This is a genomic window from Arthrobacter sp. PAMC25284, assembly GCF_019443425.1.
Classification (GTDB): Bacteria; Actinomycetota; Actinomycetes; order Actinomycetales; family Micrococcaceae; genus Arthrobacter; species Arthrobacter oryzae_A.
Genome location: NZ_CP080382.1, coordinates 2,321,920 through 2,345,128, shown reverse-complemented (window position 1 = coordinate 2,345,128; position 23,209 = coordinate 2,321,920). Strand labels below are relative to the sequence as shown.

The 23,209-nt window shown below is 66.6% G+C and carries 19 protein-coding genes and 1 pseudogene; 11 read left to right on the top strand and 9 right to left on the bottom strand.

Features of this window, described 5'->3' with window-relative positions; translation table 11 throughout:
• Nucleotides 1–218 precede the first annotated feature (218 nt).
• From KY499_RS10845 to KY499_RS10830, 4 genes are all read left to right on the top strand, one after another.
• Nucleotides 219–1,520, top strand: coding sequence for an acyltransferase (locus KY499_RS10845; RefSeq protein WP_258190719.1), 1,302 nt, complete (start codon nt 219–221; stop codon nt 1,518–1,520).
• The gene (locus KY499_RS10840) at nt 1,517–1,861 is read left to right on the top strand and encodes a GNAT family N-acetyltransferase (protein ID WP_123256598.1); all 345 of its coding nucleotides are present in this window, start codon (nt 1,517–1,519) and stop codon (nt 1,859–1,861) included. The genes KY499_RS10845 and KY499_RS10840 overlap by 4 nt, the downstream gene beginning before the upstream one ends.
• Before the next feature lie 126 nt (nt 1,862–1,987).
• A complete protein-coding gene (locus tag KY499_RS10835; RefSeq protein WP_219885387.1) occupies nt 1,988–2,725 on the top strand; it encodes a hypothetical protein in 738 nt (245 codons plus the stop codon).
• Nucleotides 2,726–2,756: 31 nt separating this feature from the next.
• Complete coding sequence (locus KY499_RS10830) at nt 2,757–3,539, top strand: SDR family oxidoreductase (RefSeq protein ID WP_219885386.1); 783 nt, start codon at nt 2,757–2,759, stop codon at nt 3,537–3,539.
• A gap of 43 nt (nt 3,540–3,582) precedes the next feature.
• Here the strand turns inward: KY499_RS10830 and KY499_RS10825 are convergent, their stop codons facing one another.
• Together KY499_RS10825 and KY499_RS10820 are read right to left on the bottom strand one after the other, a co-directional pair.
• On the bottom strand, nt 3,583–4,644 hold the full coding sequence (locus tag KY499_RS10825; protein WP_219885385.1) for an FUSC family protein: 1,062 nt from the start codon (nt 4,642–4,644) through the stop codon (nt 3,583–3,585).
• 135 nt (nt 4,645–4,779) lie between these two features.
• Nucleotides 4,780–6,379 (bottom strand): annotated as a pseudogene (locus tag KY499_RS10820) (MFS transporter).
• Nucleotides 6,380–6,743: 364 nt separating this feature from the next.
• On the opposite strand from KY499_RS10820, the gene KY499_RS10815 reads away from it, so the two are divergent.
• Entirely contained in the window at nt 6,744–7,001 is a 258-nt protein-coding gene (locus tag KY499_RS10815; RefSeq protein WP_123256603.1) for a hypothetical protein, read from the top strand.
• Between the two features lie 106 nt (nt 7,002–7,107).
• Here the strand turns inward: KY499_RS10815 and KY499_RS10810 are convergent, their stop codons facing one another.
• Nucleotides 7,108–9,675, bottom strand: coding sequence for an ATP-dependent DNA ligase (locus KY499_RS10810; protein WP_219885384.1), 2,568 nt, complete (start codon nt 9,673–9,675; stop codon nt 7,108–7,110).
• 40 nt (nt 9,676–9,715) lie between these two features.
• Between KY499_RS10810 and KY499_RS10805 the strand changes: the two genes are divergently transcribed.
• Nucleotides 9,716–10,717 carry a Ku protein gene (locus KY499_RS10805; RefSeq protein ID WP_219885383.1) on the top strand — a complete coding sequence of 334 codons (1,002 nt, stop codon included), beginning with the start codon at nt 9,716–9,718 and terminating at the stop codon, nt 10,715–10,717.
• A gap of 312 nt (nt 10,718–11,029) precedes the next feature.
• Here the strand turns inward: KY499_RS10805 and KY499_RS10800 are convergent, their stop codons facing one another.
• From KY499_RS10800 to KY499_RS10780, 5 genes are all read right to left on the bottom strand, one after another.
• The gene (locus KY499_RS10800; RefSeq protein WP_123256606.1) at nt 11,030–11,308 is read right to left on the bottom strand and encodes an HPr family phosphocarrier protein; all 279 of its coding nucleotides are present in this window, start codon (nt 11,306–11,308) and stop codon (nt 11,030–11,032) included.
• A gap of 56 nt (nt 11,309–11,364) precedes the next feature.
• A complete protein-coding gene (locus tag KY499_RS10795; RefSeq protein ID WP_123256607.1) occupies nt 11,365–13,392 on the bottom strand; it encodes a fructose-specific PTS transporter subunit EIIC in 2,028 nt (675 codons plus the stop codon).
• A gap of 2 nt (nt 13,393–13,394) precedes the next feature.
• Nucleotides 13,395–14,381, bottom strand: a complete 987-nt coding sequence (locus KY499_RS10790) for a 1-phosphofructokinase family hexose kinase (protein ID WP_219885382.1) — start codon at nt 14,379–14,381, stop codon at nt 13,395–13,397.
• Nucleotides 14,378–15,187 (bottom strand): DeoR/GlpR family DNA-binding transcription regulator, encoded by an 810-nt coding sequence (locus tag KY499_RS10785; RefSeq protein ID WP_123256609.1) that lies wholly within the window; start codon nt 15,185–15,187, stop codon nt 14,378–14,380. Before KY499_RS10785 ends, KY499_RS10790 begins: the two co-directional genes overlap by 4 nt.
• 305 nt (nt 15,188–15,492) lie before the next feature.
• Nucleotides 15,493–15,750, bottom strand: coding sequence for a DUF6458 family protein (locus tag KY499_RS10780; RefSeq protein WP_123256844.1), 258 nt, complete (start codon nt 15,748–15,750; stop codon nt 15,493–15,495).
• Between the two features lie 183 nt (nt 15,751–15,933).
• Between KY499_RS10780 and KY499_RS10775 the strand changes: the two genes are divergently transcribed.
• From KY499_RS10775 to KY499_RS10755, 5 genes are all read left to right on the top strand, one after another.
• Nucleotides 15,934–16,566: an alpha/beta hydrolase gene (locus KY499_RS10775; RefSeq protein WP_123256610.1), complete on the top strand. Its 633-nt coding sequence runs from the start codon at nt 15,934–15,936 to the stop codon at nt 16,564–16,566.
• 369 nt (nt 16,567–16,935) lie between these two features.
• Entirely contained in the window at nt 16,936–17,685 is a 750-nt protein-coding gene (locus tag KY499_RS10770) for an HAD family phosphatase (protein WP_219885381.1), read from the top strand.
• A 59-nt stretch (nt 17,686–17,744) separates the two neighbouring features.
• Nucleotides 17,745–20,075 carry a glycoside hydrolase family 65 protein gene (locus KY499_RS10765; RefSeq protein ID WP_219885380.1) on the top strand — a complete coding sequence of 777 codons (2,331 nt, stop codon included), beginning with the start codon at nt 17,745–17,747 and terminating at the stop codon, nt 20,073–20,075.
• 83 nt (nt 20,076–20,158) lie between these two features.
• The gene (locus KY499_RS10760) at nt 20,159–21,046 is read left to right on the top strand and encodes a hypothetical protein (RefSeq protein WP_183164593.1); all 888 of its coding nucleotides are present in this window, start codon (nt 20,159–20,161) and stop codon (nt 21,044–21,046) included.
• Complete coding sequence (locus KY499_RS10755; RefSeq protein WP_123256613.1) at nt 21,036–21,785, top strand: LamB/YcsF family protein; 750 nt, start codon at nt 21,036–21,038, stop codon at nt 21,783–21,785. Before KY499_RS10760 ends, KY499_RS10755 begins: the two co-directional genes overlap by 11 nt.
• Nucleotides 21,786–21,836: 51 nt before the next feature.
• Here KY499_RS10755 and KY499_RS10750 read toward each other — a convergent pair whose 3' ends face one another.
• Nucleotides 21,837–23,180, bottom strand: coding sequence for a DUF445 domain-containing protein (locus KY499_RS10750; protein ID WP_219885379.1), 1,344 nt, complete (start codon nt 23,178–23,180; stop codon nt 21,837–21,839).
• Nucleotides 23,181–23,209 lie beyond the last annotated feature (29 nt).

The following is a 23,209-nucleotide window of genomic DNA, read 5'->3' as shown; positions in this document are numbered from 1 at the left end:
GAGATACGCAGGCACCAGGGCCATTCGATGGTCCTGGTCCCTGCGTTTTCTGCAGGCCGCCGCAGCACCAGCGTCCCGGGGCGGATCTTCCGTCCCGTTGCTGGCCGTCGACCGCAGCAAGGGCCACAATGAAGGACAGGCGGCATACCAGCAAGCCGTGTTCGCCGGTTCCAGGGGGCACAATGCGTGTTCCGCGGCAGCGGAAGGCGGTTCCGGTCATGGTCCCGGGCCGTGACCTGGTGATTGACCTCGCCAGGTTCATCTGTCTTGCCCTCGTCGTCGTAGCCCACACCATGATGGTGAGCCCCGTGCTGCACCCCGACGGCACTGTGACCTCGGAGAACACCCTGGAAAACCAGCCGTGGTTCCTGCCGGTCATCTGGGTGCTTCAAGTGATGCCGCTGTTCTTTGTGGCCGGCGGTATCACCGGACTGCAGTCCTGGCGCCGGCTCCGGTCCCGGGGCGGCAGCGCCTACGACTACATTCAGGCCCGGATGCTGCGCCTCATCCGCCCGGCGGCCGTATTGCTCGGCGTGATGTTCACCGGGCTGTGGGCCGCACGCCTGGCCGGCGTGGATCCGCAGGTCATCGAGTTGCTGGCCGCAGGGGCCGGCATGCCACTGTGGTTCCTCGCCGCGTACCTGGCCGCCCAGTTGAACGTGCCCTGCCTGGCCGCCCTGCATGCCCGTGCACCCTGGTTGACACTGGCCGGCCTTGTCTCGCTGGTGATTGCCATCGATTGCCTGCGGGGGGTGCTGCCGCTGCTTGCCCACGCAAATATGATTTTCCTCTGGTGCGCCGTCCAGCAACTCGGATTTATGGTTGAGGACGGCTGGCTGCAGCGCCTGGGCCGCCACAACCTGGCGGGAATCATCCTTGCCGGCAATCTGGGCCTGGGGCTGTTGGTGCTGCTGGGGCTCTACCCGGGAAATATGCTGGCGAATCTCAACCCGCCCAATGCGAGCCTTTTGTTTCTTGGCATTTCCCAGGCCGCCGCCCTGCAGCTGTTCCGCCCGTGGCTGCACCGGCTTGCGTCGGTTGAGTGGGTCTTGCGGCTCGTGGCAGGGGCCGGCCGCCGGGCGATGACCGTGTATTTGTGGCACCTTCCCGTCCTGGCGGCCATGTCCGGGCTGCTCCTGCTGACCGGATTCCCCCAGCCGGCGGGAGGAACCGCCGCATGGTGGTGGGGCAGGCCGCTTGTGCTGCTCGCCGTGATGGCGCTGCTCCTGCCGGTCCTGGCACTGTTTGGCCCGTTGGAGGAATTACCGACGGCGTCCTCCCACACCCGCGGCCGGCCCGCGGCCGCCGTGGTCACGGCCGCCGTCGTCGTTTTTATCCCCGTCTCCGATGCCGCACTCAACGGGCTCACCCTGGGCCTCCTTGGCGGAGGCGCGGCATGCTTCGTCCTCGCCACCCTGCTCCTGGGCCGCGCCCCCGCGCGGGATACCGCCGGCGCCCGGCCCGAAGCCTCCGCGCCACCATTGCCACACCCGCCATTAAGTGCCAATCTCGAACCATGACGGAGAACTCGGCAGCAACTGAAGACCGGTTCAATCCGGACGTCACCACCACCCGCAACGATGAGCTGCACTGCTATGAGTTGCACGTCGGAGCCCAGCCGGCCGTCCGGATCCGCTTCATCGACAGACCCGGCCACATCGACTTCGTTCACACCGACACCGCGGAGGCCTTCCAAGGGCGGGGCCTGGCAAAAGTGCTGGCGCACTTCGCCCTCGACGACGTCGTCGCAGCCGGCAAGCGGATCATTCCCAACTGCCCCTTCACCTACCGCTACCTGCGCAAGCACGACGCCTACAACCAGTACGTGGACTGGCCTGAGCGCCCGCCCGAAGGGGCCTGAGCCTGCTTCGCGCCGTCCCGGAAAGGGCTGGCGCGGCAAAGCCGGGCTTGTGGGTCGGATAACAACACCGTATGGTCGAACTGGAGTTATGCAGCTGGCTCTTGGATGTGTCCCTTTGGAGTACCCATGAACCACAAACTGCGTGTGCTTGTCCGTGTGGACATTGATCCCGCCCAAGTCACCGTTGAAGTCACCGGCTGCGTCACCCAGTCGGACTCCGAGGCACTGCACCATATCCTGCGCCGTGCCGCCCGCGTCGCGGCGGAAGCCAACGTCATCCTTGACCTTCGGGGCGCCTCCCACCTGGATCCCGAAGTGCTGCTGGACCTGCGGCGGATGGCTGCGGCGGGAATCCGGACAGGTACCAATCCGGCCGGGACAGCAGCCGCCGGCCAGCATGTCCGGCTAACCCTAGAAGAGCCTGCCGATCTGCCGATCTGCCTGCTTCACGTCGGTGCCGGGGGCGAGGTCCTCGCCGATCTGGAATCCGGACTTCCGGCCGGCTCGGGCGGGGCGCTGGTACCGGCCGGAGCCGGGCCCGGCCGGTGGGCCGAGGTCCGCCCTGAAGAGCATCTGAGGCTGGACCTCCTCGGCGAACCCAACGATGGGCTGGAACTGTCGGCGTACTTCGAGGGCACTCTTGATCCGGCCGCCACCGTCCGTGCCCTTTCGGACATCGCATTGTGCCGGCTCGCCGACGCACTGTTCAGCCACCTTGACACGGCCAGGCCATCGTTCGGCGCGCACACCTGGTACGAACTCGCTGCCGAGGAAATCCAAGACCGCCACCTGCACGATGGGGATTGTGTTTCCGGCGGGACAGCCGAAGCGAAAGAACTCACTCCGGGGCCGGCGACCGGCTGACGCCGCGGAGCCGGGGGACTAGGCTGTCGCTATGACCCCAACCACCCCTGATACCGCCAGCACCACTGCCCTCATCACGGGAGCCACCGCCGGTATCGGCGCGGAATTTGCGCGCCAGCTCGCCGAGCACGGGCACAACGTTGTGCTGGTGGCCCGGAACAAGGACCGGCTCGGGACGAAGGCTGCGGAACTGGAGCAGCGCTACAGCATCCGGACCGAGGTAATTGCCGCGGATCTGACGGACGACGCCGGCGTGGCGGCGGTCGTCGAGCGGCTCAGCGACCCCACAAGGCCCGTCGGGATCCTGGTCAATAATGCCGGTATCGGGTTGCTGCATTCCTTCGAGCAAAACGATGTTTCCGAGGAGAAACAGCACCTCAAACTGCACGTCGAGACAGCCCTGGAACTCACGCACGCAGCACTGCAGGGGATGCTGGCGCGGCGGTCCGGCAGGATCATCAACGTGGCCAGCGTCGCGGCGTTCGCCTCCAACGGGACCTACTCCGCCGCGAAGGCCTGGCTGCTGGGTTTCTCGCGCTGGGCCAACGTGGCCTACTCCGCACGAGGGGTGAAGGTCACAGCCGTTTGCCCGGGATTCACCCACACCGAGTTCCACGAGCGGATGGGCATGGATAAAACGATGGTCCCGCGCTGGATGTGGCTCGAGGTTCGGCGGGTGGTCAGTGAAGGACTTGCGGACAACCAACGCGGCAAGGCGGTCTCAGTCCCGAGCCGGCGATATAAAGTCCTGGTGGCGGCGCTGCAGTTCCTGCCGGCGAGGGTCACGGCCGTTCGGCCACGGCGGGCGAAGTAGCACACGGGATCCCAACCGCCGCTTCAAGGGTTGGTTGGACGGATTACCGCAATGGAATGTTGCTCGACCTGCGCCTGATCAGCACCACCACAAGAATGCCGACAACGGCGCCCACCAGGGTCTCGACGGCGCGCTCCGTCACGAGGATATAAGGGTCATCCGGCGCGGCGAGTTGTCCGACCAGCAGGATTAGCGGGGTGAAGGAGACCATGGCGAGGCCATAGTGCCGGGTCATGAACAGTTCGGTCGTGAACTGCAGAACGATGACCAGCACGGCCAGGACCGCGGACTCCTGCCCGGGGAAGGCCCGCAACGGCGACCCGGGCCAAGGGAACAGGACGAAAGCGACCACCACCAAACCCAACAGGGTGCCGATGATCCGGTGGATTCCCCGGTAGACGCTGCTGGGCATGTCCGCCCCGGCCAGGGGAACGGCTGCCGCGGCCATGGCCCAATGCGGGTGGCCGCTTCCGCTGAGCACCCCGATCGATCCGGCAGCCCCTACCGCGACGACATACCGGGCGGCATGGATCCACGCACGGCGGCGGTGCGCACGGGGCAGCGGAGTGTCTCCCCGTCCAGCGCGGGGCTGCCACTCACGGGTACGGATCCATCCGCCAAATCCAACCAGCAGGGAAAAGACGGATGACGCGGCAGCGATGAGAACAGCTGTATGCCACGGAACGGCGGCGGGGATGGACGCGCAGGCGCCCAGGGCCAGGATGCTGAAGAACGGGCCGTTGGGCTTGAGTCGCATCCGGTCCGCGAACAACGACGCGCCAAAGGCGAAGATTGCCTCGGCCGCCACGAGCTCCAGCGAATGGACGTGCCCCACCGAGAGGGCCACGCCGACGGCCACCCCTCCCACCAGGAGGACCGCAGCCTGCCCCTGGTGCCTCAACCTGAGTTGGTGCGGTTCCGTCCGGCCATACATTCCGGTCAAGGCGCCAAAAACAGCATAGATTGTCAGGTCCGTGCGTCCCGCGGCCAGCAGCGCCAGCGTGGGAACAGCGACGCTTATGGCCACTCGCCATGCCGAGACGTGATCGTTGTTGGCTGGAGCCAGGGTGTGCAGAATGCGGATGTGCCGCAGGAAGAAGTCCACGTGTGCACTCCTTGTCCGTAGCCGATCCTTGATGTTTACCCGGCCGGTCCGGGCATGGCGAAGGCCTGTCCTGCATTCAATAAACAAACCCAGGACAGGCCTTCCGCTCCGGGCTTTGGCCTTTCAGCTTCCAGCCTAGACCCGGGCGGGGACCCGTTCTGCATAGCGGTCCGGGTCGGAATCCATCGCCGGATCCGCGAAGGGCATCTCCATCTGCTCGAGGTCGATCAGCGGATTCTCATCCTGGGTAGCGACGAGTTCGCAGGCTTCGGCGCTGCTGTCCACGCTGGGCATGGATCCCGGCAGCGGCCGCCGCGCCGATTCCTTCAGGAAATAGATGGCCACGGCGCCAATGGCCGAGGTGGCCATCAGGTAATACGCGGGCATCATGTCGTTGCCGGTGACCGCGATAAGGGCGGCGACGATGAACGGCGTGGTCCCGCCGAAGATGGCGACTGAAAAGTTGTACGCAATGCCCATTGCGCCGTAGCGGCTCGACGTCGGGAACTGCGCCGGCAGCGCCGAGGCCAGGTTGGCGACGTAGAACGTCACCGGGAAGGCGATCAGGCCCAGGCCCAGCAGCGTGGACCAGATTTCGCCGACGCCGATCAGCAGGAAGGCCGGGGCGGCCAGGACGACGGTGCTGAAGGCCCCGATCCAGAGCACGGGGCGGCGGCCGATCCGGTCCGAGAGCTTTCCGGTCAGTGGGATGCACAGGCTCATCACGACCAGCACCGGGATGGTCAGGAGGGTGCCGTGGACCGGGTCGTAGCCCTTGGACTCCGTCAGGTACGTCGGCATGTAGGAGGTCAGCGCATACCCGGCGGTGTTGGCTGCGGCAACCAGGACCATGGCTACGATGATGGACCGCCAGTAGGCCTTCACGATGCCGACCGGGCCCTTGGTGCCGACGCCGTCCGCGGTGCCGGCGTTCTTGGCGAGGCTCTCCTGGGCGTCCAGGGTGGCCTGGAACTGCGGGGATTCCTCGATCTTGCTCCGGAAGTAGACGGCGATCAGGCCCAGCGGTCCGGCGACGAGGAAGGGAATGCGCCAGCCCCATTCCTCCATGGTGCTCTGGCCCAGCGTGAGCTGCAGGCCCGAAACGAAGGCGGCGCCGATCGCGAAGCCCAGGTAGCTGCCGAGGTCCAGGAAGCTGGCAAAGAAGCCGCGGCGGGCGTCAGGGGAGTATTCGCTCACGAACGTAGTGGCGCCGGCGTACTCACCACCGGTGGAGAAGCCCTGGACAATCTTGAGCAACACCAGCAGGGCCGCGGCCCCAGATGCCGATCTGGGCGTAGCCCGGGAGCAGCCCGATCGCGAACGTGCTGGCGGCCATAAGCATCAGCGTCGCAGCCAGGACCTTCTGCCGTCCGATCTTGTCACCGAACCAGCCGAAGATGACTCCGCCGAGCGGCCGGGCAATGAACGTCGCCGCGAACGTGCCCAGCAGGAACAAGGTCTGGACCGACTTATCCGCTTCCGGCAGGAACACCGGGCCCATGGTGGTGATGAGGTATCCGAATACGCCGACGTCGTACCATTCCATCGTGTTTCCCACGATGGTGCCGCCGAGGGCCTTTTTCAGCATCGGCTTGTCGACAACGTTGACGTCGGATTCCTTCAATCGGCGACGGCGAAGCAACTTCGGCTTCTCTGCACCCGCGGGTGCCTGGTTGGTTCCGCTGGCGTCGGTGACGCCTGCCGGAGAGTCGGTCATGCTGCGGTCTGTGGGCATTTGGGCGGCTCCTGTGGAGGTCATTTGCTTGCGACGTGAACCTGCCCGGCTCCGGGCAGACCATCAATTTTAGGCAATTTCCGGGGCGATTCCGAGTTCGATGGTGTATTTTCGTCGTTTTTGGCCGCATTTTGCTCGGTAATTGAGGTCTGCTGTTCACCGATCCTGCCTTGCGGATACTGGGAAGCAGAGGAGCTGGCCGCGGTCGCCGGAAACTTCTTTCCAGATCCGCCGTTCTGCGCCCTGCAACCCCTGGTTTTCGACGCTGGGGAGGTGCGGCTACAGACATCTCACGCCTGCCGACCTACGATTATTGGACACTTCATTTCACCCAGGAGCACGTGCGCAGCGGAAAGGAAGAGCAATGGCCGAACACGACGCCGGAAATACCATCGAACCGGAGGTAGCAAGCCATTTGGCCGAATCCATGGATGAGGCGCCTGGCCCCGAGCCTGTCCACCATGTGCCGCCTCCGCCGCCGGCGGGGCAGCAATGGCCGGACGGGAGCGGTAAGCACCGCCATCCCAAAGACCGCGACACCGCAAGCGGGCAGCGTGGCCAGCAAGTGGCGGACGCGGCCGTGCACCGGACCAGCAGGCCCCAACTGCCGCACCACGACTAGGAAATTCGCGCGGCCGTGCCCGGCTGGTGACAAACCGCCGGGGACCGCCGCGCAATTGCGGTAGCAGGCCGCCGGTCTGTTGCTGAAGCAAGGTGGCACGGCCAGGCTAGGTGGTCAGGGCCGGCGGCCAGTCTTCCAGTGCGACGTCGGCCGGTTTCTTATCCAGCCGCCAGCCGCGCCACACCGGGTGCCGCAGCTTTCCGCTGCCGGTCCAGTCCCCGTAGCTGACTTCGCCGACGAGCCTGGCGCTCACCCAGTGGGCGTCGGATGCATCTGTGTCCGGAACCTCGACGAAGGGAGACGTCTTCCGGGGGATGGCATCGAGTTTCTCCCGCAGTTCCCGCAGTTCCCGGGTGCCGAACCCGCTGCCCACCCGCCCCACATACCGCAGTCCCGAGCCTTCAGGGATGCCAAGGAGCAGCGAGCCCAGCGAGTCCTTGCGATCGCCTTTTCCGGTACGCCAGCCGCCGACCACCACCTCCTGGGTCCGTTCGAACTTGAGCTTGAGCCACGACCTGCTGCGCTGCCCGACGTATCGGCCGTCCACCCGCTTCGCCATGACCCCTTCCAGCCCGAGTTCCCGGGTGCTTTCCAGGATGTGCGCGACGTCGCCGTCGACCACGTCGGAGAGCCGGACCGGGCAGCCGGAGGCCTCGAAAAACCCTTCCAGCCGGGACCGGCGCTCGCCCAGCGGCAGGGAGCGGAGGTCCTCGCCGCCGTCGGAGAGCAGGTCGAAGAGCATCAGCCGCACCGGCGTCGTGAGCTGCGCCTGGGCGACCTCGGCGGACTTAGTGAGTTTCATCCGGGCCTGGAGAAGCCCGAAGTCAGGCCGCCCGGAGCGCCCGACGGCGATGATTTCACCGTCGGCGGCGAAGTCCCGTTCCGGCCAGCAACTGCGTTCAGTCAGCTCGGGGTAGCTTGCGGAGATATCGATACCGTTGCGGCTGATCAGCCGGATGGCCGTTGCATCCCCCAGGACCAGGGCACGGATTCCGTCCCATTTGAGCTCGAATTGCCAGTTCTTTCCTGCCAGATCGGCGACCGTCCCGGAACTGGCAAGCATCGGCCGGAAATCCGGCACGTGCGGGGACGTGCCGTCCGCCGCTGTACCGTCCGTTGCTGCACTGGCCGCCGTCGCGCTGGTGATTGCGCCGGCCTGGCCGACCTCCGAAACCGCCGGGACGGAGGCGTGCTCCTGCGTCGAATCCGGGGAATCCATGAGGTGGATGAGCCACTGGTCGTCGCCCTGGCCGGTGTGGATGAGGGCGAATCGGCGGGTTCCGCCCAGGCCACCGCCGTTTTGGCCGGTGAGCACGGCGATGACTTCTTTGCCCGCAATCCATTTTTCACTTTCGTAGTGGCCGCGGTCCCAGATGCTGACTGTCCCGGCGCCGTACTGGCCTTCGGGGATAGTCCCTTCGAAGCCGGCGTAGTCCAGCGGATGGTCCTCCGTCTGCACTGCGAGGTGGTTTTTCGTCCCGGAGACCGGGACGCCTTTCGGGAGTGCCCACGACACCAGCACGCCGTCGCGCTCCAGCCGGAAGTCAAAGTGCAGCCGCCGGGCGTGGTGTTCCTGGATGACGAACTGCTCCCGGAGGGTTCCTCCCTCCGCCGGGGCGGGGTGCCGCCCGGCCGTGAACGGCTCGGGCGTTCCTGCCGCATCCCGCTTCTTCCGGTACTCCTCCAGCCGCGGATCGCCGTCGTCGTCCGGTCCGGTGCCTACCGCGGCGCCCGACTGCTCTGCGGGCGGCCCGCCGCCGGTGCGGCGGCCGCCCGAGATGACGGCGAAGGGATCCTTGCCGGACTCCACCCTTTTGGTGACTTCGCGGTAGTCGAGCTGGTGCAGGGACCGTGAGCCGAGCTCGCGCCAGGTCCGCGGGGCGGCCACGGTGGGCCGGGGCCTGCCGCGGAGGGAATAGGGCACGATCGTGGTTTTCGCGGAGCTGTTCTGGCTCCAGTCCACCAGGACCTTGCCGGCGCGCAGGGCCTTCTTCATATCACTGACCACCAGCCCCGGATGATCGGCCTCCAGCGACCGGGCCAGTTCGTGCGCGAAGTCCGAGATCTGTTCGGAGCTCCGGGTTCCGTCCAGGGCGGCATAGAGATGGATTCCCTTGCTGCCGCTCGTCACCGGGACCGGGTCCAGGCCCACATCCTGCAGAATGGCCCGGGCCAGCCGGGCGACTTCCACGCACTCTGCCAGCCCCGCCCCTTCGCCCGGATCCAGGTCCAGGACCAGCCGGTCCGGATTCATGGCATTGCCGCGCGAATCAACCCGCCATTGCGGAACGTGGATCTCCAGTGCCGCGATCTGGGCCAGCCAGGCCAGTGTGGCGGGATCATTGACCAGCGGGTACTGGTTGGTACGTTCCTTGTGAACGATGAACGCTCGCGGCACCCACCCGGGAGTCGAATCGTCCAGGTTCTTCTGGAAGAACATCTCACCGGGGGCCTCGGCCGTGCCCACACCGTGGACCCAGCGCTTCCGGGTCGCCGGGCGGTTGGCAGCGGCCGGAATCAGCACGGGGGCCACCGCGGCGTAGTACGCGAGGACGTCGGCCTTGGTGGTCCCGGTTTCCGGGTAGATCACCTTATCCAGGTTGGTGACGAAGAGTTCCCGGCCGGCCACGCGGACGCGTTGCTTCCCGTTGGACGTCGCGGTGCCCTCAGGCATGGGTCTTCACCTCCGAAGAAGTCTGATGTTCACTTGATCCATGAGAGCCATCTGGAAAGGCGCAATAGCGTTCGGGCTGGTCAACGTACCAGTGAAGGTGTACGGCGCCACCGAGGACCACGACATCAGCCTGCATCAGGTCCACAACGCCGACGGCGGACGGATCCGCTACCAGCGCCGCTGCGAGGTGTGCAGCAATATCGTTGACTACGAGGACATCGACAAGGCGTACGAGGAAGACGGCCGGACTGTGGTCCTTAGCAGGGAAGAGCTCAAGTCCGTTCCGGCCGAAAACAGCCGCGAAATCGAAGTTGTGCAGTTCGTTCCGGCGGAGCAGTTGGATCCGATCATGTTTGAAAAGAGCTACTACCTTGAGCCCGACGCCAAATCGCCCAAGGCGTACGTGCTGCTGCGCCGGGCTCTGGAGGACACGGACCGGGTGGCAATCGTCCAGTTCGCGTTGCGTGAGAAGACCCGGCTGGGGGCCCTGCGGGTCCGTGGCGAGGTGATGATGCTGCAGTCCCTTCTGTGGGCCGACGAGGTCCGGGAGGCCAGTTTCCCGGCGCTTGAGACCTCGCTCCGGATTTCCGCCCAGGAGCGGGAAATGTCGGCGGCTCTGGTGGAGTCGATGGCTTCCGATTTCGAGCCGGGCCAGTTCACGGACGACTACCAGACGCAATTGCGCCAGCTCATTGAGGCCAAGCTGGACAAGGGGGAGTCCCTGGTCACCGAGGAGACGTTCGGAGCTGCCGCCGCCGACGACGGCGCCGGCGAAGTGATCGACCTCATGGAAGCGCTCAAGCGGAGCCTTGAGAGGAAGCGGGGCGCTGCCGCGGGGGCCGGGACAGCTGCTCCGGCAGACAAGCCGCCGGCCAAATCGGCCACCCGACCGGCTGCCAGGCCGTCGTCGGGATCCGCCGCGAAAGCCACTCCCAAGGCCGCCGCCAGGACCACGGCTGGGGCCTCCACCAAGACGTCCTCCAAGGCCGCTGCCAAGACGTCCGCCAAGGCCGCCGGGAAGGCGACGCGCAAGGGCGCCTGAGGATCCGGCGCCGGCGGCCACCGGGATCAGGAGTTCCTCAGGGCGGAGATCAGATCGTTCTCCTCCTCCACCGGGTATCCCGTGAGGCCAAGTTCCCTGGCGTTATCTTTGGTGGGCATCGTGGCTTCCTTCCGCCAGTGACACTTGATATCGCAGGAGCGTGGTGCGGCGATTTCCAAACTAGCGGCGGGAAGAACCAAAGACAAGAGTTTACTAAGGTCACTTATGAAAATGCGACGGTGGCGCCAAACACGGGAGGCCCGGCGGCACCCACGGGGGGTGCGGCCGGGCCTCCGGTGAAGCGCTGTGCCGCTATGCGGCGTCGTGGTCCGTCTCGAGGATCTGCACCAGGCGTTCCAGCGCAGCGTCGGCGCCATCGCCCTCGGCGCGCAACACCACGACCTCGCCGTGCGAAGCGCCGAGGCTCATCAGGGACAGGATGCTGGCAGCATCCATGGCCTCGTCGGCCGGTTCGCCTTCGCGGGCAATGGTGATTTCGAGATCGAACTCGCCGGCTGCTTCTGCAAAGATCGCGGCCGGCCGGGCGTGCAGCCCTACACGGCTGGCAATGGTGGCGTTACGTTCGGTCATTTCTGCTCCTTGGGATCAGCATTGGGGTGTTCGTCCAGAAAGTTATCCCGGCTGCGTCAGACGGTTACGGGAACCTGTTCTACCGTATCAACGGACTTCTTGACTGCCCAGCGCTTGAGCGCCAGGACGGACAGCGCCGTAATAATGGTGCCGACCGCGATGGCTACAACAAACATCAGGAAGTTGTCGATCGCGAAGAATACGAAGACTCCGCCGTGCGGGGCCTTGGATCCGACGCCTGCAGCCATGGAGATGGCGCCGGTCACGGCACCGCCCAGCATGCTGGCCGGGATAACGCGCAGCGGATCGGCGGCGGCGAACGGAATAGCGCCTTCGGAGATGAAGGAAGCACCCAGCAGCCATGCGGCCTTGCCGTTTTCGCGTTCGGCCAGGCTGAAGCGTGCCTTGTCCAGGACCGTCGCGAGGGCCATGGCCAGCGGGGGAACCATTCCTGCAGCCATAACGGCGGCCATGATCTGCCACGGGGCCTGGTTTGTGATCGTTGCGGCGCCCAGTCCGGCGACGGCGAAGGAGTAGGCAACCTTGTTGACCGGTCCGCCGAGGTCGAAGCACATCATGAGGCCCAGGATGATACCGAGCACGATTGCGCTCGCGCCGGTCAGTCCGGAGAGCCAGTCGTTCAGCCCGGTGGTGATGCCGGCGATCGGCCCGCCCAGGATTAGGAACATCAGGCCGGAGGCGACAATGGAGGCGACCAGCGGGATGATGACCACGGGCATCAGGCCGCGCAGCCAGCGGGCGACGTTGAGGCGTCCGATCTGGTGTGCGATGTAGCCGGCCAGCAGGCCGCCGACGATGCCGCCAAGGAAGCCGGCGCCCATGTAACCGGCAACGGCGCCGGCGACGAAACCGGGGGCGATGCCCGGGCGGTCTGCGATGGCGTAAGCGATGTAGCCTGCCAGTGCAGGCACCAGGAAGCCGAGGGACAGGGCGCCGATCTTGAAGAAGACGGCTCCGAGGTACGCTCCGAGCGGGCCCCACGCGAGTTCGGGGTACTCCGTCGGCAGGTTCCCGAGGTTGTTTTCGGCGAGGATCTTGTCTGCGAATCCAGTGATGTCGTAGCCGGCCATCAGGAAGCCAAGGGCGATCAGCAGACCGCCGCCTGCCACGAACGGGATCATGTAGCTGACACCGGTGAGGAGTGCCTTCTTCAGTTTCTGGCCGATGTGCTCGCCCTGCTCCGCCGCCGCGTTCTCGGCCTGTTCCTCGGCGCCGAAGTGCGGCACCCGGTGGGCGTTCGGGTTCTCTGCGGCTGCGAGAGCCTCGTGGACCATCTTCTCGGGCTCGTCGATGCCCCGCTTGACGGGAGCGTTGATGACCGGCATGCCGGCGAAGCGCTCCTTGCCGCGGACGTCCACATCGACGGCGAAGATGACGGCGTCGGCGGCGGCGATGACTGCCGGATCCAGTGGCTTCGCCCCTGAGGACCCCTGGGTCTCGACCTGCAGGTCCACGCCGATTTCCTTGGCCGCGGCCACGAGGGAGTCGGCGGCCATGTAGGTGTGGGCGATGCCGGTGGGGCAGGCTGTCACGGCCACAAGGCGTTTTGGCCCCTTGGCTGCGGAAGCGACGTTCGGCGTGGCTGCGGCCGCAGCCGTGTGCACGGCAGGCTTGTCCGCCAGTGCGCCGTCGACGAGGTCAACGATGTCCGCCGGCGACGATGCCGCACGCAGGGCCGACCGGAAGTCCTTCCTGATCAGCGAGCGGGCGAGCTTGGACAGCAGGGAGAGGTGCTCCTGGTCGGCGCCCTCGGGGGCTGCGATGAAGAAGATCAGGTCCGCGGGGCCGTCCTTGGCGCCGAAATCGACAGGCTGGGACAGCCTGGCCATCGCGAGCGTCGGTTCCGTGACCGCCGTCGATCGGCAGTGCGGGATGGCGATGCCGCCGGGGACGCCCGTCGCCGTTTTCTGTTCCCGGGCGAAAGCGTCGGCGAAGAGGCCTTCGACTTCGGTGGCGCGTCCGCTGGCGGCGACCCTGGTGGCCAGGTGCCGGATCACGTCCTCGGGCGTGTTGCCCAGATTCTGGTCGAGCTCGACCAGTTCGTGCGTAATGAGCTGAGTCACTGTTAATCCTTCCGGAGGGCCGTGATGGTTACGGCATCAGGGGTGGTTTGGTGAACTGCCGGGACAGTGGAGCCAGGCAGGGAAGCGGCGGCGGCACCGTGTGCCACCGCCTGGCGGAGGCAATCGGCCGGACCTGCGTCCTCGCTTGAGGCGAGCAGGTAGCCGGCCAGCGACGAATCGCCCGCGCCGACTGTGCTGACGGCCTTGACCGGCGGGTGCGTGGCATGCCACGCGCCGTCGGCCGTTACCAGCACGGCACCCTTGGAACCCAGAGTTGCCAGTACGGCACCCACTCCCGAACGGACGAGGGCGGCGGCGGCAGCCGCAGCGGCCTCCGGATCGGCTTCGAGTTCGTCGGCGGATTTGTTCGTGGCGAACCCGGCTGCCGCAGCCAGTTCCACCAGTTCCTCGGCATTGGGCTTCAGGAGGTCAGGCTTTCCCCAGGCGTCGCCGGAGATTACTGCGGCGAGCGGTTCGCCGGAGGAGTCGACGGCGATGCGGGGCGCATGCGTGCCGTCGTGCAGGGAGCGCAGCCGCCGGGTGACGGTTGCGTAGAAGTCGGCCGGGACGCCGGGCGGGAGCGACCCGGCCAGGACGACCCAGCCTGCGCCGCGGGAGCGGTCCAGGAGCAACCCGATGAGGGCTTCCTGCTGATCCTCGCTCAGTGCGGGGCCGGGTTCGTTAATTTTGGTGGTGGTTCCGTCAGGCTCAGTGAGGGCCACATTCGTGCGCAGGGGTTCACCGATGGGCAGGGCTGCGAACGGCACCCCGCCCTCCCGCAGCCCGGCCAGAACCGGATCCGAGTCGGCTCCGGGCAGGATAGCGACCGTTTTCAGCCCGGAGGCCACGAGGGCGCGGGAGACGTTAACCCCCTTGCCGCCGGATTCCTGCCGGACCGAACTGGCCCGCTGAACTTCACCGCGGAGCAGGGGACCCGGCAGGGACACCGTGCGGTCCAGGCTGGGGTTGGCTGTCAGGGTGACGATCACGCGACCACCACCTCCACTCCGGCTTCCGCGAGGGCGTCGGCGAGGTCCCGTGTGGGGTTCTTGTCTGTGATCAAGGTATCCAGATCTTTCAACGAGGCGAACTGGACAAGCGTTTCTGCGTCCAGTTTGGACGAATCGGCCAGCACCACAATGCGGTGCGCGGATTGGACGAAGGACGCCTTGACGGCGGCTTCTTCAGGATCGGGGGTGCTCAGGCCGAAGGCTGCGTCGATGCCGTTGGCCCCGATGAAAGCGATGTCCGGACGCAGGCGGCGGACAGACTCTACTGTTGACGTTCCGACTGCCGCCTGGGTGAGGCCGCGGACCTTTCCGCCGAGCAGGTGCAGGGCGATGCCGGGTTCGCCGGACAGCTTTGCCGCAACCGGCAGGGCGTTGGTGATGACGACGAGTTCGGTCTCCGACGGCGCGGCGCCGGAGCGGCCGGCCCCGGCGGCCCGCGCGGCGAGGAGTTCGGCCAGGGCTTCGGTGGTGGAACCGGCGTCGATCAGGATGCTTCCGGCGCGTCCCTGGGGGATCAGGGCGAGTGCGGCCTGGGCAATGCGAATCTTTTCCGCCGGCCGCTGCCCCATCCGCTCCAGGATGCTCTCTTCCGAGGTGCTGAAGCGGTCCGGGGAGACCGCGCCGCCGTGGACCCGGCGGACGCTGCCGGCGGCCTCGAGGGCGGCGAGATCCCGGCGGACTGTTTCGGTGGTGATGCGGAACCGGCCGGCAAGATCTGTGACGCTGGCGCGGCCGTTGGCTGTGACGAGCCCCGCGATCAACTCTTGGCGTTCTTCGGCGAACACTTACCCTCCATTGCGTACTGTCAGTTGCTGCGAATCTTCGCTGTTCGCGTGATGGTCATCACACTGATTGGCTTTGATTGACTTTATCTTTGTTTACTTTGCTTTGTCAATGAAAAAACAACACGAACAAAGAAGCTGACTCTATGCGGGGTCACTTTCGGCCCATCCGGCGGCGTTTTATCGGCCGGAAGTGACTGTGAGGATTGTGGTGGAAGTCGAGGCGGACGAAGGCGGAAATGCAGGAAGCCGGGCCCGCCCCTGAGGGCGGGCCCGGCTTCCGGGAGCACTTTGTTGCGGCTTGCGGCCTAGATTCCGGCGTCGCGGCTCTCGTTGCGGGTGATCCGCTCGCCGGTGTTCGGATCCACGACGGACCGAGTCTCGCTGACGCGGCGGCTGCGGCCGGGCGAGGCGAGGACGAGTGAAGCGATCAGGCCGATGACGCCAACGATCATCAGGATGTAACCGATCATGGCCTGGTCGACGTTGGGGATCAGGCCCGGGGCGACGGCCCAGGCGAGGATGGCGCCGATGGCGATGAGGAAGATGGAGGAACCGATTCTCATAATGTGTTGCTCCTTGGTGTCCGTGAGTGGATGGAACATGGTAAGCATGCTGTCGGTCGACACGCTACAGTCCCCAGCGAGCCGTTTCAATCCAGCGTCCGCAGCGCGGCGTCACTTCCGTCCGGTCCGCGAGGGATTTATGGGACGGAGGTGACCCCGCGCTGCATTGGCTAGGCTGTGCAGATGGAGACGGTTACCTGGTCCAGGCCGGAGCGGGAACGGCCCGGAACGCCGCTGCTGGTGATGCTGCACGGCTACGGCACGGACGAATCGCGAATGGTCAGGCTGTTCCGGTCCCTGCCGGCCGAATTCAGCTGCGCCGCCCTGCGCGGGCCGGAGGTGATCGGCGACGGCTACGGCTGGTTCCTGCTGGACTACTTCCTTAACCACGACTTCGCCGACGTCATTTCCAGCAGCACTTCCGTACTGACCTGGATCGACTCCATCCGGATGCAGCACTCCAGTGTCAGTCTTCTGGGCTACTCACAGGGGATGGCCATGGCCAGCACTCTGCTGCGCCTCCGCCCGGAACCGTTCTGCGCCGTCGTCGGGCTGTCCGGATTCGTACTGGACAACGAACTGCTTGCCATGAGCGAGTCCTCCACCTCCCGGCCGCCGTTCTTCTGGGGACGGGACAAAGCGGACGTGGTCATCAACGACGCGGCCACGGACCACACGGCCGAATGGCTGCAGCGGAACACCCGGCTGACAGCCCGGACCTACCCGGGCATGGGGCACTCCGTCTCGCAGGCGGAATTGACGGATGTCAGCGCGTTCCTTCGCCATTATGTGCTGCGCCAGGGCCGGAAGTCCTAACTTCGACAGTCCACTTGCGCGGCAAATTTGTGGGCCACTACAGTCAGGGCGGTCCGCAGCCGCGGCACGCTACTCCAGGGGGAAGGAAGGGCCGGGCAGGTGCTTCAGGCCAAGACCCCCGGGCATTCCGCGTACCCCGCAGCCGACCAGTGGCCCCTCGCCCCGGGCCTGCTGACGCGCCCGTTCCTTCGCCCCGCGTGTTTGGCACTAAACTGATAAAGCGTCATAGCAGCCGCAGCCCCGTCTGAGCCGGCCCGACGCCAGTCTCCCCCACTTCGAGCTCCACTCCGCGGGCTCCGTCGTGATCCTTCGCGGCCATCGCCAGGAACCACCACCGTCTTGCCTGCACGCCTGAAAGGACCCCGACCCATGACCGAGAACCCGGTGCACCCCGCGCGCTCCGATGCCCAAAGCTGGACCGGCGCCGCGGCCATCCTTTTTGACCTCGACGGCGTCCTGACGCCCACCGCGGTTGTGCACGAGCACGCCTGGCAGGAACTCTTCGACGGCTTCCTCCGCTCGGCCCCCGACGCGCAGCCGTACCGCGAAAGCGACTACTTCGACCACATCGACGGAAAGCCCCGGTTCGACGGCGTCCGCGACTTCCTGGCCTCCCGCAACATCGTGCTGCCCGAAGGCCCGCTGGACGACGACCCCGGGAACGACACCGTGCACGGCCTCGGCAACCGCAAGAACAAGGTCTTTAACGATATCGTCGCGGCAGGCGGAGTGAGGCCCTACGAAGGGTCCGTCCGTTTCATCGAAGCCGCCCTCGCCCGGGGACTCAAGCTCGCCGTCGTCTCCTCTTCCCGCAACGCCCCGGCGGTCCTCAAGGCTGCCGGCCTGTCCGGCCACTTCCCGGTGGTAGTGGACGGCACCGTCGCCGTGGCCGAAGGGCTGCCCGGTAAACCGAGCCCGGCCACGTATGAATACGCCGCCCGGCTGCTGGGCCTGCCGAGCGAGGCATGCGTCGTCGTCGAGGACGCCGTCTCAGGCGTCCAGGCCGGAAGCGCGGGAACCTTCCATTCGGTAATCGGCGTCGACCGGGGAGCAGGCCGGCAGACCTTGCTGGACGCCGGCGCGAGCCTCGTCGTCTACGACCTCGCCGAACTGCTTTGAACCGCCCGCTCCGCGCGTAACCCCCTTTTTCGCACCCCCTCCGCCTAAGGAACCCCGTCATGGCCCTCATCACCTCGGACCGCACCCGTTTCCCCAACGACCCCTGGCGGCTGGTGGAATCCACGTACGCGCCAGAAGGCGCCGGCACGCTGGAAACGCTCTTCAGCCTCGGCAACGGGCACCTGGGGATCCGCGGCGCTCACTGGGGTGCCGCCGACGCCGAACTGCCGGGCAGCTTCATCAACGGCTTCCACGAGACCTGGGACATCAAGCACGCCGAAAACGCGTACGGGTTTGCCCGCACCGGGCAGCGGATCCTCTATGTCCCGGACGCCAACAACTTCGCCGTCATGATCGACGGCGAAACCCTCAGCCTCGCGGAATCCACCGTGCTCGACTACCGCCGTACGCTCGACTTCGCGACCGGGGTTTATGAATGCCGGATCACGTGGCAGTGCCGTTCCGGTGCTATCGTCACCACCACGGAGCGCCGGGCCGTCGGATACGAGACCCGCGGCGCACTTGGCATCAGCCTCGAGGTGACCGCCGACCAGGACGTGTCCGCCGACGTTACCTCGACCGTGATTAACCGCCAGGACCAGCCGGTGGAAGACCACTCCGAGCACGACCCCCGCCGCGCCGGCCGCCACGCAGGGCGTGTCCTGCTGCCGCGGCGCCTGGACGGCGCGGATGGCTCCCTGCGGCTCTCCTGGGAGGCCGCGGAATCCCAGCAGCGGCTCGGTATGGCCGTGGACCACTCCACCGAAACCGCTGTCCTGCCTTTCGACACCGTGGTGGAGCAGGATGAAAGCACCGTCCGCTACGTGCTTGTTGTTGGTCCGGAGGCCCCTTTTGTGCTGTCGAAGAGCGTCAGCTACGCCGTGGGGCAGACCATCGAGGACCTGGTTGAGGCCGCGGAGGCCAGCCTGAAACCGGTGCCGGAGATCTTCGCCGAGAGCGTGGCCCACTTCCGCGACTACTGGGCCACGAGCGACATCGTGCTGGCCGGACAGTCCGAGCTTCAGCAGGCAGTCCGCTGGAACCTCTTCCAGCTGGTCCAGGCGACCGGCCGGGCCGACGTAGCCGGCATCCCTGCCAAGGGTGTCAGCGGTGCCGGCTACGACGGACACTATTTCTGGGACCAGGAGATCTACCTGCTGCCCTACCTGACCTACACCAACCCGGACAATGCCCGGCAGGTCCTGGAGTCCCGGCACCGGATGCTGCCCGAGGCCCAGATCCGGTCGAAGGAACTCAACGTCGACGGCGCGCTGTTCCCCTGGCGTACCATCAACGGGCTGGAAGCCAGCGCCTACTACGCGGCCGGTACTGCCCAGTTCCACATCGCCTCGGCCGTCGCCTTCGCCACCAACCGTTATATCTGGGCCAGCGGCGACGCGTTGTTCCAGGACAGCCAGGGCGCAGACCTGCTGATCGAAACGGCCCGGATGTGGGTGTCCCTCGGCTTTTTCGGCAAGGACGGGCTGTTCCACATCCATGGGGTGACGGGACCGGATGAGTACACCGCCGTCGTCAACGACAATCTCTACACCAACGTGATGGCCCGGTTTAACCTGCGCACCGCCGCGGCGCTGGTCCACCCGGGAATTGACGAGGCCGAACGCGAACTCTGGGAACAGGCCGCCACCCGCATGCACCTGCCCTACGACGAGGACTTCCGGGTCCACTCGCAGGACAATGACTTCATGTCACTGGAGCCGTGGGACTGGACCACACCGCGGTCAAAATATCCGCTGCTGCTCAACTACCACCCGCTCGTGATCTACCGCCACCAGGTCCTTAAGCAGGCCGACACCGTTCTGGCCATGTTCCTGCAGTGGCAGGACTTCACCGCCGAGGAGAAGCGCCGCGCCTTCGACTTCTACGACCCCATCACCACCGGCGACTCGACCCTGTCCGCCTGCGTCCAGGGCATCATGGCCGCCGAAGTGGGCTATGGAGATGCTGCGCTGCGCCACTTCGCGCACGGGCTGTTCATCGACTTCGATGACACCCACGGCAACACAATCGACGGCGTCCATATCGCCTCCACCGGCGGGGTGTGGAGCTCGCTGATCAGCGGTTTCGCCGGACTGCGCGACCAGGGCCGGGTGCCGTTCTTTGACCCGCGCCTGCCCGCGGGCTGGGAGGGCCTGAGCTTCCACCTGAAAATCCAGGGCCGGCTGCTGCACGTGGACCTGGTCCAGGGCTCGATCCGCCTGAGCGTCCGCGAAGGTGCCCCGCTCGAAGTCGACGTCCGCGGCGAACTGTTCACGATCGGCAGCGACCCGGTGGCGGTGGCACTTGCCCCCGTGCCTGTTCCGGAGCCGACGGTTTTCCCGAGCGGACTCCCGGCAACGGCGCTCCCGCAGGGGCTCAACTCGCTCTGAAGCTGCCGGCAGTCTTCTTCTGCCGGCAATGCGGTGGCCTAATGTTAAGGCTGGACGCAACCGGTTCGACAGGAGAGGCAACGATGGCCAAGCGCAGCAATCCGGCGATGAGGATGGCCCAGAAAACGGCCCACAACGCGATGTTCGACGCCGACGGCAAACCCAAGCCGGGCATCCACAACATGCTCCTGCGCGCCGTCGAGGTGCAGCGGCCCCTGGTTTTGGCCAACCTCCGGCGTCTCCAGCGCCGCCATCCGCAGGCGACAGCGTCACAGCTCGCCGCGAAGCTGGAGCGGGACTACCTGTTGGCCGTCACCGGCGGCGGCGCCCTCGTGGGCGGATCAGCTGTCATCCCCGGTATCGGCACGGTTGCCGCACTGGGACTCTCCGCCGCCGCCACGGTGGGCTTCCTGGAAGCCACGGCGCTGTACACCTCGTCACTGGCTGAACTTCACGGCATCCGGATGGTGGACCCGGACCGGGCCAGCACCATCGTCATGGCGGTCATCCTGGGCGAAGAGGGAACCGAACTGCTCAGCGCACTCAGTGGACAGGCTGCAGGCCAGGGCAAGGGAGCCTCGCAGGCCTGGGGCTCGGCGTTTGCCCGCAACGTACCCCAGGCGGGCGTCGGCTCGGTGCGTGGCTGGGTCCAGCGGGCCTTCCTGCGCAGCGTGCTCAAGCGGCAGGGCTCGTTCCTGCTGGGACGGGCCCTGCCCTTCGGCATCGGTGCCGTGGTGGGCGGCGTCGGCAACCAGGTCATGGGACGCGCCGTCGTCGCCAATACCAGGGAAGCCTTTGGCCCGCTCCCGGACACCATCCCGGGAGAGCTTCTGGAGGGAAACGACGGAAACGACGCGAACGTCGGAAATGACGCCGCCCTGGAACGCTCCGCGCCTCCCGGCTCCGCAGTACACGGTGCCGGGAACCCGGCCACAGACGACGCGCTGGAAGGCGAAATTCATGGATCTTAACGCTGGCCTCGGCGAATCCTACGGCAGCTGGACCAAAGGCGATGACGCTGCCATGCTGCCGCTCATCACCAGCGCCAGCGTGGCCTGCGGGCTCCACGCGGGGGACCCTGTGACGATGCTGGACACCTGCCGCGCCGCCTTGGACCTCGACGTCACGGTGGGCGCCCATCTCGGGTACCCGGACCTGGCCGGCTTCGGGCTCCGGGCGCTGGAGATGACATTCGACGACCTCTTCGGAGCCGTGCTGTACCAGCTCGGCGCACTCGACGGCGTGGCGCACGCCGTGGGTGCCTCGGTCGACTACGTCAAGGTCCATGGGGGGCTCTATGACCGGACGGTGCGCGATGCCGAGCAGGCCTCCGCCGTGATCGCGGCGGTCCAGGCCTACGACCCGGGGCTTCCCGTGCTGGGCTTCGCCGGTTCTGCCTTGCTGGAAATCGCCCGGGAGGCCGGGCACCCGGTGTTCCAGGAAGCGTTCGCGGACCGCGCCTACCTCCCGGACGGCACGTTGCTGCCGCGCTCGCAGGACGGGGCAGTCCTGTTCGACGCCGCTGCGGTTACCGAACGCGCCGTCCGACTCGCGGTGAAGGGCGAAGTCGAAGCAGTGGATGGTTCCGTGCTCCGGATCCGGCCTGACTCGCTTTGCCTGCACGGGGACACCCCCGGGTCCGCCCGCCTGGCCGGCGCCGTGCGCGCCGCACTGGAGGCAGCCGGCGTGGAGCTGGAGCCGTTTGCGTAAGCCGGAGGTTCGCCGGCGCACTCGAGGACCGGCGCCAGCCAAAAACCTGCGCTAGCCGAAGACCAGGTGCGCCACGGTGAAGATCGCGAGTCCGGCCAGGGCCCCGACCACAGTGCCGTTTATCCGGATGAACTGCAGGTCGCGGCCGACCTGCAGTTCGATCTTCTGCGAGGTCTCTTCCGCGTCCCACCGAGCCACGGTCTCGGTGATCACCCCGGCAATGTCTGAGCGGTAGGTGGTCACGAGGTAACCGGCGGCGTCGCCGATCCAGGCGTTGACCTTGCCGGCCAGCTCCGGATCGACCACCAGGCGGGTGCCGAAATCATGGACGGCGGCCTTGAACTTCATGGTCAGCTCGCTGTGCGGATCGTCGACGGCGGTCAGCAGCGCCGCCTTGATGGTGCCCCACGTGCGGGAGGCAAGTTCCCTGACCTCCGGATCGCCAAGTACCTGGGCCTTGATACCTTCGGCACGGGCGATCATCACGGGATCATGCTGCAGGTCATCGGCCAAGGAGTTCAGGTACGTGTCGATGGACCGCCGTACTTCGTGCTGCGGATCGGACTGGACCGCCTTGGTGAATTTCAGGATTTCGAGGTAGACCTTGTCGCCTACAAGCCCGTCCACGAACTGCGGCACCCACTGCGGGGAGCGGTCCGAGATCAGCTGGCCGACCGTCTCGTGGTTGTCCCGCACCCAGTCCACCGTGCGGTCCACCAGCAGATCCACGAGGGTGTGGTGGTGGCCGTCGGCGAAGATCCGCCCCGCGAGCCGGCCCACCGGCGGACCCCAGGGCGGAGCGAGCAGGTGCCGGCGGACCATCCCCTCGATGACCGCCTGAACGTCGTCGTCATTGAGGATCTTGAACGCGCCGCGGATGAAGGCAGCCCCCTCCTTGGCCACGCGTTCGGGGCCGGCCGGTCCTGCCAGCCACGCCCCGGCCTTACGGGCGATGTCCACGGAGGCCAGCTTGTCTTTCACAACCTGCTCGGACAGGAAGTTGGTCTCCACAAACTCACCGAGCGAAGCGCCGATCTGGTCCTTGCGGTTCGGGATGATGGCCGTGTGCGGGATTTTGATGCCCATCGGGTATTTGAACAGGGCCGTGACCGCGAACCAGTCAGCGATAGCGCCGACCATGCCGCCCTCGGCTGCGGCCCGGACATATTCAAGCCACGGGTACTGCCGCTGAAGGGCGAAGGCGAAGACAAAAATGATGGCCATTACGATCAGCAGCACAAGGGCCAGGAGCTTCATCCTGCGCAGCCCGGCAGCCTTCTCGGCGTCCCCGGGCGCGGCCGATCCCCGACCGCCCAATCCGGTGCGCGGCGGTCCTGCCAGGCCGCCCGGCCCGGTTCCGTCGCTCCGTGTGCTTTCTTCAGTGTTCACCCGCATATACCCAGCCTAGCGCCGTGGCGGCAGGC